The 13,119-nt window shown below is 38.4% G+C and carries 10 protein-coding genes; all 10 read left to right on the top strand.

What is annotated here, in order from left to right:
- The first annotated feature begins 11 nt into the window (after nt 1-11).
- The 10 genes from mnmG to BQ7344_RS10370 all read left to right on the top strand — a co-directional run bounded on the left by mnmG (nt 12) and on the right by BQ7344_RS10370 (nt 13,082).
- Nucleotides 12-1,901 (top strand): tRNA uridine-5-carboxymethylaminomethyl(34) synthesis enzyme MnmG, encoded by a 1,890-nt coding sequence (gene mnmG, locus BQ7344_RS10415; protein ID WP_072522522.1) that lies wholly within the window; start codon nt 12-14, stop codon nt 1,899-1,901.
- 19 nt (nt 1,902-1,920) lie between these two features.
- Nucleotides 1,921-2,643: a 16S rRNA (guanine(527)-N(7))-methyltransferase RsmG gene (gene rsmG, locus BQ7344_RS10410; protein WP_072522521.1), complete on the top strand. Its 723-nt coding sequence runs from the start codon at nt 1,921-1,923 to the stop codon at nt 2,641-2,643.
- Nucleotides 2,644-2,866: 223 nt separating this feature from the next.
- Complete coding sequence (locus tag BQ7344_RS10405; protein WP_072522520.1) at nt 2,867-3,835, top strand: ABC transporter ATP-binding protein; 969 nt, start codon at nt 2,867-2,869, stop codon at nt 3,833-3,835.
- Nucleotides 3,832-4,695, top strand: coding sequence for an ABC transporter permease (locus BQ7344_RS10400; protein ID WP_072522519.1), 864 nt, complete (start codon nt 3,832-3,834; stop codon nt 4,693-4,695). Before BQ7344_RS10405 ends, BQ7344_RS10400 begins: the two co-directional genes overlap by 4 nt.
- Nucleotides 4,696-4,709: 14 nt before the next feature.
- On the top strand, nt 4,710-6,233 hold the full coding sequence (locus tag BQ7344_RS10395; RefSeq protein ID WP_072522518.1) for a Gldg family protein: 1,524 nt from the start codon (nt 4,710-4,712) through the stop codon (nt 6,231-6,233).
- Nucleotides 6,233-7,873, top strand: coding sequence for a DUF4340 domain-containing protein (locus BQ7344_RS10390; protein ID WP_072522517.1), 1,641 nt, complete (start codon nt 6,233-6,235; stop codon nt 7,871-7,873). Before BQ7344_RS10395 ends, BQ7344_RS10390 begins: the two co-directional genes overlap by 1 nt.
- 265 nt (nt 7,874-8,138) lie before the next feature.
- Nucleotides 8,139-9,500, top strand: coding sequence for an ATP-binding protein (locus tag BQ7344_RS10385; protein WP_072522516.1), 1,362 nt, complete (start codon nt 8,139-8,141; stop codon nt 9,498-9,500).
- A gap of 1 nt (nt 9,501) precedes the next feature.
- Nucleotides 9,502-10,566, top strand: coding sequence for a restriction endonuclease subunit S (locus BQ7344_RS10380; protein ID WP_072522515.1), 1,065 nt, complete (start codon nt 9,502-9,504; stop codon nt 10,564-10,566).
- Nucleotides 10,567-10,579: 13 nt separating this feature from the next.
- Nucleotides 10,580-11,899, top strand: coding sequence for a HEPN domain-containing protein (locus tag BQ7344_RS10375; RefSeq protein WP_072522514.1), 1,320 nt, complete (start codon nt 10,580-10,582; stop codon nt 11,897-11,899).
- Between the two features lie 157 nt (nt 11,900-12,056).
- Nucleotides 12,057-13,082, top strand: a complete 1,026-nt coding sequence (locus BQ7344_RS10370; protein ID WP_072522513.1) for a threonine aldolase family protein — start codon at nt 12,057-12,059, stop codon at nt 13,080-13,082.
- The last annotated feature ends 37 nt before the right edge of the window (nt 13,083-13,119 follow it).

The raw sequence follows: 13,119 nt of genomic DNA, 5'->3' as shown, positions 1-13,119 counted from the left end.
GGAAGATAATAATGGAGAATAAAACACTGGAAAAAACCTGTGATATCGTAGTAGTAGGTGCAGGACATGCCGGATGTGAAGCCGCACTGGCCGGTGCACGTCTGGGACTTGATACAGTGATGTTTACGGTAAGCGTAGACAGTATTGCACTGATGCCGTGTAACCCGAATGTAGGCGGAAGCTCAAAGGGTCATCTGGTAAAAGAGCTGGATGCTCTCGGTGGAGAAATGGGTAAAAATATTGACAAGACATTTATTCAGTCAAAAATGTTGAACAAGTCCAAAGGTCCTGCTGTGCATTCCTTAAGAGCACAGGCAGATAAACAGGCATACAGTACAGAGATGCGAAAAACTCTGGAAAATCAGGAAAATCTGACCATCAAGCAGGGAGAAGTAACAGAACTTCTTGTCGAAGACGGAAAGATCACAGGTGTAAAACTGTATTCCGGAGCCATTTATCACTGTCAGGCAGTTGTACTCTGTACAGGAACTTATCTGAAAGCAAGATGCATCTACGGAGATGTCAGCAATTATACAGGCCCAAATGGTCTGCAGGCAGCCAATTATCTGACGGATTCCCTGAAATCTCTCGGAATCGAAATGTTTCGTTTCAAGACAGGAACACCAGCGCGAATTGCCGGAAATACCATCGACTATTCCAAGATGGAAGAACAGTTTGGTGATGAAAAAGTTGTGCCGTTTTCCTTTTCTACGGATCCGGAGTCGGTACAGATTCCGCAGAAATCCTGCTGGCTGACTTATACAAATGAAAAAACACATGAGATTATCCGTAACAATCTGGACCGTTCCCCGTTATATTCCGGAATGATTGAAGGAACCGGACCGAGATACTGCCCGTCCATCGAGGATAAAGTCGTTCGTTTTGCGGATAAAAACCGCCACCAGGTATTTATCGAACCAGAAGGACTTTATACGAATGAAATGTATATCGGCGGAATGTCCAGTTCTCTTCCGGAGGATGTTCAGGATGCCATGTATCATTCTGTTCCGGGGCTTGAACATGCAAAAATCGTAAAGAATGCTTATGCAATCGAATATGACTGCATCAATCCGCGTCAGCTCTATCCGACACTGGAATTTAAGAAGATCAAAGGTCTGTTCAGCGGCGGACAGTTTAACGGAAGCTCCGGATATGAAGAAGCTGCTGCACAGGGGTTGATTGCCGGAATCAATGCAGCAATGGAAATCAAAGGTCAGGAGCAGCTTGTACTGGATCGTTCCGAGGCTTATATTGGCGTGCTGATCGATGATCTTGTGACAAAAGAAAATCATGAGCCGTACCGAATGATGACCAGCCGTGCAGAATATCGACTGCTTCTGAGACAGGATAATGCCGATCTCCGTCTTCGCAAGAAAGGGTATCAGGCAGGGCTGATCGATGAAGAAACTTATCAGGCAGTTCTTCGAAAAGAAGAAGCCATTCAGAAAGAAATTGACAGAACCGAGCATGCAACGATCGGCGGAACACCACAGGTACAAAAACTTCTGGAAGAAAAGGGCAGCACACTTCTGAAATCCGGTACAACGATCGCCGAGCTGATCCGCAGACCGGAACTCAATTATGAAGATCTGGCACCAATCGATCCGGAAAGACCAGAGCTTCCGTGGGATGTGAAGCAGCAGGTGGAGATTAACCTGAAATATGAAGGATATATCAAACGTCAGCTCAAACAGGTAGAACAGTTTAAGAAACTGGAAGCAAAGAAAATTCCGGAAGATCTTGATTACGAAAAAGTAGGAAGTTTACGTATCGAAGCGAGACAGAAACTGGAACTATACCGTCCGATCTCCATTGGACAGGCATCTCGTATTTCCGGTGTATCACCGGCAGATATTTCCGTACTTCTGGTATATCTCGAACAGTACAGAAGAAATTCCTGAGAAAGAGAGGATAAGAATATTGGCTTATGATCTGAAAGTACTTGATAAAGGGTGTGAAGAACTCGGCATTACCCTGAATGAAGTGCAGAAACAGCAGTTTATTACATTTTATGAATATCTGGTTGAAAAAAACAAAGTCATGAACCTGACCGGAATCACAGAATTTCAGGAGGTGCTGGTAAAGCACTTTCTGGACAGCCTCGCCTGTGTGAAGGCTGTGGAAATGAACAAAATAAACAAAATCATGGATATCGGAACTGGTGCCGGTTTTCCAGGTGTTCCACTTAAGATTGCATTTCCGCATCTGGAAGCCTGCCTTCTGGACTCCCTGAAAAAACGTGTAAATTTTCTGGAGGAGACATTTGATCTTCTGAAGCTTGAAGACATCACGGCGATCCATGGACGTGCAGAAGAATTTGCAAAAAATAAATCGTACCGTGAACAGTATGATCTGTGCGTATCCAGAGCCGTATCCAATCTGGCAACTCTGTCAGAATATTGTCTTCCATATGTAAAGGTCGGCGGTCATTTTATTTCCTATAAATCCGGCACGGTAAAGGAAGAACTGCAGCAGGCAGAAAAAGCAGTAAAAATCCTCGGCGGTAAAATTCAGGATGTAGTTTATTTTAACCTTCCTGATTCTGAGATCCAGCGTTCTCTCGTCGTGATCGAGAAGATAAAAACGACGCCGGGACGCTATCCGCGCAAGGCAGGAACACCGTTAAAAGAACCTCTTGCGTAGGGTCAAATCAGCAATATTTATTTTCACAAAATCATCACAGATTTATCCTATTTTTATCACAACTTTCTCATAGAATATTCCAAGAGCAGACATAAGATCTGGCTCTAAAATGGAAGATGCTTCCAGGTACCCCCTATCTCTGTTTCACCTGGAGGTGTCTTTCATTTTGTATAGAGACAGAAATAATAAAACAATTATGTCAATGGAAAAGGAGGAGAGAATTGTGATTGAAGTAAACAATCTGGTCAAACGCTATGGAGATCATACAGCAGTTGACCACCTTTCTTTTAAAATAGAGAAGGGCAAAATCTACGGCTTTCTGGGGCCAAACGGAGCTGGTAAATCTACGACGATGAACATGATTACCGGTTATATAGCATCTACGGAGGGAACGGTAACCATTGACGGTCATGATATACTGGATGAACCGGAGCAGGCAAAAAAATGTATCGGCTATCTGCCGGAAATGCCGCCTCTTTATTTCGATATGACAGTGCTGGAATATATGAATTTCGTCGCTGATCTTAAAAAAATCCCAAAAGATAAAAAGAAATCCATGGTTGCAGAGGTCATGGAAATGGTAAAAATCACAGACATGAAAAACCGTCTGATCAAAAACCTTTCAAAAGGTTACAGACAGAGGGTTGGTCTTGCACAGGCAATTTTAGGATATCCGGAAGTGATCATTCTCGATGAACCTACAGTTGGTCTTGACCCGAAACAGATCATTGAAATTCGTGATCTGATCAAGAGTCTTAAGGAAAAACATACGGTAATTTTAAGTTCCCATATTCTTTCAGAGGTAAGTGCCGTCTGTGATTATGTACTGATCATTTCCCATGGTAAACTTGTTGCCAGTGATACACCGGAGAACCTCGGAAAACTTGCAGAAGGATCTAATACCCTGAATCTGATCGTAAAAGGTGAGAAAGACAAGATCCGTACAGCACTCGGACAGATTGAGGGTGTAAAGAATGTTACTGTAGCTGATGCAAAAGAAGAGCATGCATGGAATGTAACTGTTTCCACAAATGAGGACAGTGATGTCCGTGAAGAAGTATTCTTCAAAATGGCAGATGCGAAGTGTCCGATCCTTGAGATGCAGTCTAAGAAAGTATCTCTGGAGGAAATCTTCCTTGAACTGACCGAAGACGATAAAAAAACAGACAAAAAGGAGGGGGAAGATAAATGATCGCAGTATATAAAAGAGAGCTGAGAAGTTACCTTACATCTATGATTGGCTATCTGTTCATATTTTTTATCCTGCTTCTGACTGGTATTTATTTTTCCGCATATCAGCTCGGAGCGTCATACCCACGCTTTGAATATACATTGAGTGCACTGACATTCGTATTTCTGATCAGTGTACCGATCCTTACCATGAGAGTTCTTGCAGAAGAACGTAAACAGAAAACAGATCAGCTGCTCCTTACCGCACCGGTATCTGTAGAAAAAATCGTTCTCGGCAAATATTTTGCACTGGTTACGATCTTTGCGATTCCGATGCTGATCATGTGCTTTTATCCATTACTTATGACAAAATTCGGCACAGTATCTCTGAGTGCAGCTTATACGGCAGTCCTCGGATTTTTCCTTCTGGGTTGTGCAAACCTTGCAATCGGTGTGTTTATTTCATCGCTTACTGAAAGTCAGGTCATTGCGGCAGTGCTGACCTTTGTCATTCTGTTTGCTTTTTATATGATGAATGGCATTTCTTCTTTCTTCTCCGAAGGCGCAATGTCTACATGTATTACATTTGGACTTCTTATCCTTGCAGCAGCAATCATAATCTACACCATGATCAAAAACTTCCTGATCTCCGCAGTTGTCTGCGTGGTAGGAGAAATTGCACTTGTGATCGTTTATGTCGTGAATTCCAGCTTTTTCTCAGGCGGAATCCAGAAAGTACTGGATATTTTTAACCTGAGCAGCCATTTTGACAACTTTGCAAATGCAATTTTCGATGTAAAAGGAATTCTGTATTTTGTGTCTGTAATCGCAGTATGCTTATTCCTGACCGTACAGTCGATTGCCAAGAGACACTGGAATTAAGGAGGTGGGAGACAATGAAATTTACAGATAAATTTAAAGCAAAGAAGACAGAAAATCAGGAAAATCCGGTAAACGAAGCTTCAAAGAAAGAAAAGAAACCTCTGAAGCAGAAGATCAAGGATTCCATGAACAAAAAGTATCTCAAAAATGGCTCCTACAGCGTAGTCATCAGTGCCATTTTTGTTGTGATCGTACTTGTAGTCAATATGATCGTCGGCTCACTTCCAACAAAATATACGGAGGTTGATGTCAGCAGCGAAAAACTGTACAGCATCAGTGATGATACAAAAAAATTCCTTAAAAAACTGGACAAAGATATCACAATTTATCAGGTAGTTCAGAGTGGTTCCGAAGATGAGACCATTAAGAAACTTCTGGAAAAATATGAGGAAGAATCGGATCACATTAAAGTAGAACAGAAAGATCCGGTAGTAAACCCGAAATTTACATCCGACTATACAAGTGACGATGTTGCTGCAAACAGCCTGATCGTTGTATGTGGTGACAGAAGCAAAGTGGTAAATTACAGCAGTATTTATGAATCTTCTATAGATTACAATACTTATCAGTCTACAACGACAGGATTTGATGGAGAAGGCCAGATTGACAGTGCAATTTCCTATGTGACATCAGAAGACCTTCCGGTGCTTTATACGCTGGACGGACATGGTGAAAAAGAACTGGATTCCACACTTCAGGAGGATATCCAGAAGGCGAATATTGACATTAAGTCCCTGAATCTGATCACAGAAGAAAAAGTTCCGGATGATACGGCATGTCTGCTGATCAATGCACCTACTTCTGATATTTCCGAATCTGAAAAAGATGCAATTATTGATTATCTGGAAAATGGCGGAAAGGCTATGATTTTCTCTGATTATACAGAAGAATCTATGGAAAATTTTGATGCCGTTCTTGCAAATTATGGTGTGGAAAGAACAGATGGTATCGTGATAGAGGGCGATTCACAGCATTATGCACAGATGCCTTATTATCTGGTACCGACGGTCAACAGCACAGATGCAATCTCTGATTTTGCATCCAAAGGATATTATGTTCTGATGCCATATGCACAGGGAATCAAACAGACAGACAATCTTCGTGACACCGTTACAGTCAACAGTCTTCTGACTACTTCCGACAGTGCATATTCCAAGGTTGATGTCAACAGCGGCACAATTGACAAGAGCGATGATGATATTGATGGTCCGTTTGACCTGGGTGTAAGTATTACCGAAACTCTGGATGATGATAAAGAAACTCAGATTGTTTATTACACAAGTTCCAATCTCATGGACAGCCAGATCAACCAGATGGTATCCGGAGGAAACGAACAGATGATCATGAGTTCTCTGAACTGGATGTGCAGCTCTGATGAAACTTCTACCATCTCTATTCCGTCCAAAAACCTGCAGATTTCCTATCTGACACTGACTGCTTATGATGTAAGCTTCTGGAAAATTATGGTAATGGGAATCATCCCGGTTATTTTCCTTGTCATTGGATTTATGGTATGGCTGAAAAGGAGAAAAGCATAATGAAGAAAAAAACAGTCAAACTTATTTCTGCTGTTGTGGTGCTTGGTGTGGCATGCGGTGCTTATGTCGGTGTGAATTCTTATGTTTCTTCACAGGAAGCAAAAGAGGCTGAGAAAGAGAATAAGAGTGTTGATCTCATAAGCCTTAAAGCAGATGCTGTGACAGCAGTTTCTTTTAAAGCAGATGACGCAGATGTAGAATTTGATAAAAAAGATGATAGCTGGACAGAAAAATCAGATGCAGATTTTCCGGTAAATCAGGATACTGTGGATGATGCAGTTAAGGGAGTTGCTTCCCTTACTGCAGATCAGGAGATTTCGGATGTTGAGAATTTGAGTCAGTATGAGCTGGATGATCCGCAGAATACGATCACACTGACAACGGCAGATGGAGATACAACACTTCAGGTCGGTATGGAATCTTCGAATAATCAGTATTACGTGAAGAAGGTGGACGATGATAAGAATGTCTATCTGGTAGCAAGTACATCATTGGAGCCTTTTATGGGAGGATTATATGATTTTGCCGAGAGCGGTACATTCCCATCTGTTACTTCTGCAACAATCACAGATATAAAGGTTGACAAAGAAGACGGATATGAACTTACGCAGGATGCAGATAATCTGTTCTGGAATGTCTCTGATGGAAAAGATACAGAAAAGGCAGATACAACGAAAGCAGGAAATGTGACATCGGCAATTGGTTCTCTTGCGTATGACAAATTCGTAGATTACAACTGCACGGATGATGCAAAATATGGATTTGACGATCCGTATGCTGTAGTTACAGTGAAATACACTGAAGAAGAAGCAGTGGAAAGCGATGAAGAAGATGCTGACAGCGAAGAGAGCACAGAATCTTCAGAAGAAAACACAGATGCAGATTCTGATACTGCAGAAAGTGCTGATGCATCAGAAGAAGATTCTTCCGAGGATGAGCAGGAGACCCGGACGGTTGAGAAGACACTTACCATCTATGTGGGAGATGAGACCGGTGATGACCGTTATGTAAAAGTAGATGACAGCAAAGAAGTATACACAATCACCAAAGATTCCCTGACAGATATCCTTGACAGTACAATATCTGATTTTTACAGCCTGACCGTAAATTATGTATCCGTGAATGATCTGGATTCACTGGAAATAAAGAGTGATGACGGAGATCACACAGTTGACGTTGTAAGGGAGACAGCTAAGGCTGAGGATGAAGAAGAGTCCGATACTGATACAGATACATCAGATGAGAGTTCTGCTGATGTAGATTCCTCTGACGAAACCACTTCAGATACTACAACGACTTCATATGAGCTGGACGGAGAAGAACTCGATGAATCGGCATTTACGACCTTCTACAACAAACTCATCAATATGACTGCACAGGAGCGTCTTACCGAGGAATATACTCCGGATGGTGAGGCAGCATATACATTCCTCTTCAAAGATACAGATGGAAATGAAACTACTGCAGAATATTATGAGTATGATACAAACTTCTATGCAGCAGTCGTAGGAGATAAGGTTTATCTGGTAAATAAGATGAACGTAAAAGAACTGAATGACGCTTATCAGGATATGATAAATCCAGATACAGAAGATGCTGAAACCACAGATACAGAAGATGAAAGTACAGAAGAAAATTAAAATCTGTGAAAATGTTCTGCGAGATATTTTGTAGATTGATAAAGAGATATTTTAAGAATGATGGTGTGATCCCTATAAGAGGGATTACACCATTTTCTTTTTATTTGCTATTTACCCATGTGATTTATAAAGGTATATTTTGAACGATAACGTGCATATAACTGTAATTTTTAATACTGCATAGGTGCAAATAACTTTTGAATTTTCTTGATAATTGGTGCAAATTAATATATGATATATGTATCATATGATTGGAGAGGTGTTTATGGAACGAATTGCATTGCAAAAATTGATTGATTGGAATAATAACAAACGCAAGAAGCCTCTGATTATTTGGGGAGCAAGACAGGTTGGTAAAACTTATCTTGTAGAAGAACTTTTTGCCAAAACTTATTATAAAAATAACTACATCTATGTTGATTGCAAAAAAGAGGATGAAATTCGTGAGTTTTGTTCTGAAACCGCCAATGCAGAGAAAATTATTGAATATATTTCGTTGCGTAAAGGGAAGCAAATAAATGAAAATACTTTGTTGATTTTTGATGAAGTGCAGGAATGTCCCAATGTTATTTCTTCCCTTAAATATTTTTGTCAGGACTTCAGAGAAATTCCTGTAATTGCAACTGGCTCAATGGTCCGTATCAAACTTCAAAGAGAAACGCATAAAAGAGGTTCAAGAGAAAATAATAAATTCCTTTTTCCGGTTGGAAAAATTAATCAAATAACAATTTATCCGATGACTTTTGACGAGTTTTTAATGAACAGTAATAAGATACTTTATGCCACTGTGAAAAAAGCTTATGAAGAAAAAAAGCCTTTAGATAGTAAAATTCATGAATTGGCTATGGAGCAGATATATAAATATTTGCTTGTAGGTGGTATGCCTGAAGCAGTAGAAGCTTATATTGAGGAAAATAATCTTCTTGAATCAAGAGAAATTCTCAAAGTCTTATATGATAATTACCTCTCAGACATGGAACTTTATCAGGCAAGCCAGGAGGCTGTATTGCGCTCTCGTGTACTGTTTCAGAATATTTACAGAGAGCTGAATAAAGAATCAAAAAATTTTTCCCCGGGGCTTATTGAGGAAAAAAGTAAAACGCGAGATTATGCAACTTCTATACAGTGGCTTACAATGGCACATGTTGTAAATCAGTCCTTTCAACTGAAAGAACATATTACGATGCCGCTTATGCCAGACAGTGAAAGTAATTTCCGGCTGTTTTTAGGAGATATCGGCATGTTCTCATATCAAAGCGGTATTAATGCTGCTTCGTTTGTGTCGAATGAAAGAGATAATACTTTATCAGGAATATTTTTTGAAAATTTTGTGGCTAACGAATTAATTGCAAAAGAGCATAAATTGTTTTACTGGCGAGGCAGAACATCAGCCGAGCTTGAATTTATTATTGAATCAAATAACAAATTATATCCGCTCGATGTCAAAAAAGGCAGAGGTACACTTAATTCTCTTGAAAAATTTTCAAATCATAATAAGTTTGAGTGTGCTATTAAAGTCTCAAAAAATAATTATGGCTACAATGCAGAGAAAAAACTGCTCACTGTGCCGTTTTACTTTATTCCGTTTGTGGCAAAAGACCTTGCAGACGGAACGATGAAAATATAATATAATAAATACGTATGCAAATAAAGTAAAAATAATTAAAAGTGGTGGGCATCCATACATTGTTCGTCAGAGCACAGAAAATGGAAAAAAAGGAAATATTGATGAGCCAATTGAATTTCTTAATGAGGGGAACACTATATCCTTTGGACAAGACACGGCTACGATGTTTTATCAAGAAAAACCATATTTTACAGGGGATAAAATAAAGATACTTAAGCCCAAATATTCTCAATTCAGCAAGAAAAATGCGCAATTTTTCTTAATTTCTATGAGAAAAGCGTTCTATGGTTTTTCTTGGGGGAGTTCAAGGTTTAATGTTGAAACATTAAACAACCAAAAAGTATTACTTCCAGTAAGGGAAGAAAATTTAATTGACTTTGATTTTATGGAAAAATTTATTGCTGAGCTTGAGAATCAGCAAGTTGCTAAGTTGTCTGATTACTTGACAGCAAATGGATTTGACAATTATGAAGTGTCAAACGAAGAGCTAACAGCTCTTCGAAAACTTACAGAGATTGGGATTGATGATTGGGGAACATACACTATAGGTAGTTTATTTGCAAAAGTTGCAACAAAGAAGTTACCATACAAGGCAAAAGAGCTACCAAAGAAACCGATAGAGGATTGTGTGCTTCCTTGTCTTACATCAAGCTTTCAAAACCAGGGATTGAATTATTATGCTCCTAAAGTAGGAGCGACTATTATAAATAATGTGATATCGCTACCGTCTAATAGTGATGTTTACAGAGCTTATTATCAGTCAAAAGATTTTACAGTTCTTTCAGATTCTTATGCTATTCAATGGAAACTGACAGAGCATAAAATTACTCCAAATCAATATTTGTTTATGGTTATGTGCATCAACAAAGTAACTGATTTGCCAATTTACTCCTATAAAAATAAATTGGGAGGATGGAATGTTGTTAAGCGTAAGCAAATTAATTTACCTCAGAAAAATGGAAAAATTGATTTTAATTTTATGGAAAGGTTGATTTCTGCTGTACGAAAACGGGTTATAAAAGATGTTGTTCTCTATACAGATAGGAAAACTGAAAATAATGAATAAGGGTTGTGAATAAATGTTAAGTATTAAAAAAATCTTAAATACAATATCTAATTTTAGATGTGAAATTGATGGAAAAGAAATAATATTTCCTGGTACTCTGCAAGAAAAAGAAGAAAATATCATCCTTATTACAATGTTTCCGATAGAAGGGTATCGAAAAATAGGGCTATATGATGAATTTGTTGTCACAGGAAAAATATCCGGTACAGAAATTACTTTAATGGGATGTCATATACAATCTGCATCATATACTATAGAGAATAATGATATCTCACTTTTTATAGTTCCAAATGAAATAATTGTTGGAAAATGTTTTTATTCAATGCCTATGGCAAAAAGAATAATTGTGTCCACTTCGGATTTAAATTATATGTTTGCTGGTTTATCACCTTTAGAATCTAATTATAACTTTACAAAAGAAAATCCTAGTGTTTTGAATTATACTTTTCCGAAATTGATTAATGCTAAGGATAAATACGGAGAAATAGAACTGTATCAAACGTTTGATGCCAAATGTTCAATTGATGTTTATGAATATAGCATCATTTCAGTTATTGAGTATTCTTTTACAAAATCAATGCCGTTGATGGATGCCGTTGCAAAAATAGCTGCGGCACGAAGTCTTTTTTCATTTTTTGGAAATGGATATGTTGCATTTGGAAGTATTACTTTTGAAGACGATATGGAAGAAACTAAATATATTTTGCACCTGAATTGCAAAGAGAAGGTTCCAGCGGTAAATGAACCATTTCTTATTACAACATCTATGTTTGGAAATCAATTTCAGAAAGTATGGGAATCTTGGCTGAATCTATATGAGAGTGCAAGTCCAATTCCAACACTATTTTATGAAATTGTTTGTAATCGTTCAACAAGAATAAATTATTATTTGAATTTGTCGCAAGCAATTGAAGTATATTCAAATACATATAGAAAGACAGAAGCAAGGGCGATTGCAAAAAGCGATCAAAAGAACACTACTAAAGGAAAAAATACGAAATTGAAACATGTATATCAAGATATATTAGTTGCATATAATAGTACTCTTGAATTGACTGAATCTAATATAGAAAATTATGCACAGGGTTTTTCTAATATGAGAAACTATTACACTCACTATAATTCTAGAAAATATGTCGAACCATCTTATGATGAGCTGTTTTCTGCAATTCATATATTGAGATTTATTTTATTAACAATCGTGTATACGGCTGTTGGAATTACTGTTGACAACATTATTGAATGTAAAAAGAGAGCTATTTTTAACAAACTTGATATTGATGCTAGTAAAATATTGAATTATTCGAAGAAAGAGTTTAAAGAGAGTGTGTAATTTTTATATCCGCTTTAGTTTTTTTAGATAAATATAAAAAAGTATATAAATTTATTCACTATCGGTATATTCTTAGGTTGTGTTAATATCTACAGGTTGTATAAAGAACAGATGGTGATAAAATGAACATGATATTACTACAAGTGAGGAACGAGAAATGTTATATTTTGTAAATGACTATTCAGAAGGTGCACATGAAAAAGTTCTTCAGCACCTGATTGACACCAATATGAAACAGCTTTCCGGTTATGGAACAGACCATTACTGTGAAACAGCTAAGGAAAAGATAAAGAAAGCATGCGGCTGTGAGGACGCAGAAGTCTATTTGCTGACAGGCGGCACACAGACCAATCAGATTGTCATTGACACCATGCTGGCACCGTATGAGGGCGTTGTAGCGGCTCACACGGGACATGTCAGCACACATGAAGCCGGTGCAATCGAATTTACCGGACATAAAGTACTGGAGCTTCCGGAAAAAAACGGTAAGATCTGTGCATCAGACCTTAAAGAACTGGTAGAAACATTCTATGGAGATGATAACCATGAGCATATGGTATTTCCGGGAATGGTCTATATTTCACATCCGACAGAATATGGAACTTTATACAGCAAAAAAGAGCTGGAAGAGCTTTCCTCTGTGTGCAGAAAATATAAGCTGCCGCTTTTTCTCGACGGAGCAAGACTGATTTATGGCCTTGTCAGTAAAGAGACAGATGTGACACTGCATGATATTGCCAGGCTTTGCGATGTATTTTATATCGGCGGAACAAAAGCCGGACTGCTTTGTGGTGAAGCGGTTGTCTTTACCGGAAAATGTATGCCAAAACATTTTCTCACACGTGTAAAACAGCATGGCGCACTTCTTGCAAAAGGCAGACTCCTTGGCGTGCAGTTTGATGCACTTTTTACAGATGACCTCTATCTGGCAATCGGCAAAAATGCCATCGAGACGGCAGCAGTCCTGAAAGAAGGCTTAAAGAAAAAAGAATATCAGTTTTTTATTGATTCACCTACAAATCAGCAGTTTGTCGTACTTGAAAACAGCAGAATGGAAGAATTAAAAAAAGACGTACAGTTTGGTTTCTGGGAAAAAGCTGACGATTCGCATACAGTGGTCAGATTTGCAACCAGCTGGGCAACCAGAATGGAAGATGTACAAAAACTTCTTTCTTTGTTATAGATTGTAAAAAAACTTTTTTTAGCGTATAATAAAGCTA

It is taken from the genome of Blautia sp. Marseille-P3087, from assembly GCF_900120195.1.
GTDB lineage: Bacteria > Bacillota > Clostridia > Lachnospirales > Lachnospiraceae > Blautia_A.
The sequence above is the reverse complement of the archived record's forward strand: the minus strand, read 5'-3'. Positions and strand labels throughout refer to the sequence as shown.

What these genes read in the sequence shown, in the direction of transcription:
- mnmG (WP_072522522.1), top strand. Translation starts at nt 12, where the DNA reads ATGGAGAATAAAACACTGGAAAAAACCTGTGATATCGTAGTAGTAGGT.
- BQ7344_RS10400 (WP_072522519.1), top strand. Translation starts at nt 3,832, where the DNA reads ATGATCGCAGTATATAAAAGAGAGCTGAGAAGTTACCTTACATCTATG.
- BQ7344_RS10395 (WP_072522518.1), top strand. Translation starts at nt 4,710, where the DNA reads ATGAAATTTACAGATAAATTTAAAGCAAAGAAGACAGAAAATCAGGAA.
- BQ7344_RS10390 (WP_072522517.1), top strand. Translation starts at nt 6,233, where the DNA reads ATGAAGAAAAAAACAGTCAAACTTATTTCTGCTGTTGTGGTGCTTGGT.
- BQ7344_RS10385 (WP_072522516.1), top strand. Translation starts at nt 8,139, where the DNA reads ATGGAACGAATTGCATTGCAAAAATTGATTGATTGGAATAATAACAAA.
- BQ7344_RS10375 (WP_072522514.1), top strand. Translation starts at nt 10,580, where the DNA reads ATGTTAAGTATTAAAAAAATCTTAAATACAATATCTAATTTTAGATGT.
- BQ7344_RS10370 (WP_072522513.1), top strand. Translation starts at nt 12,057, where the DNA reads ATGTTATATTTTGTAAATGACTATTCAGAAGGTGCACATGAAAAAGTT.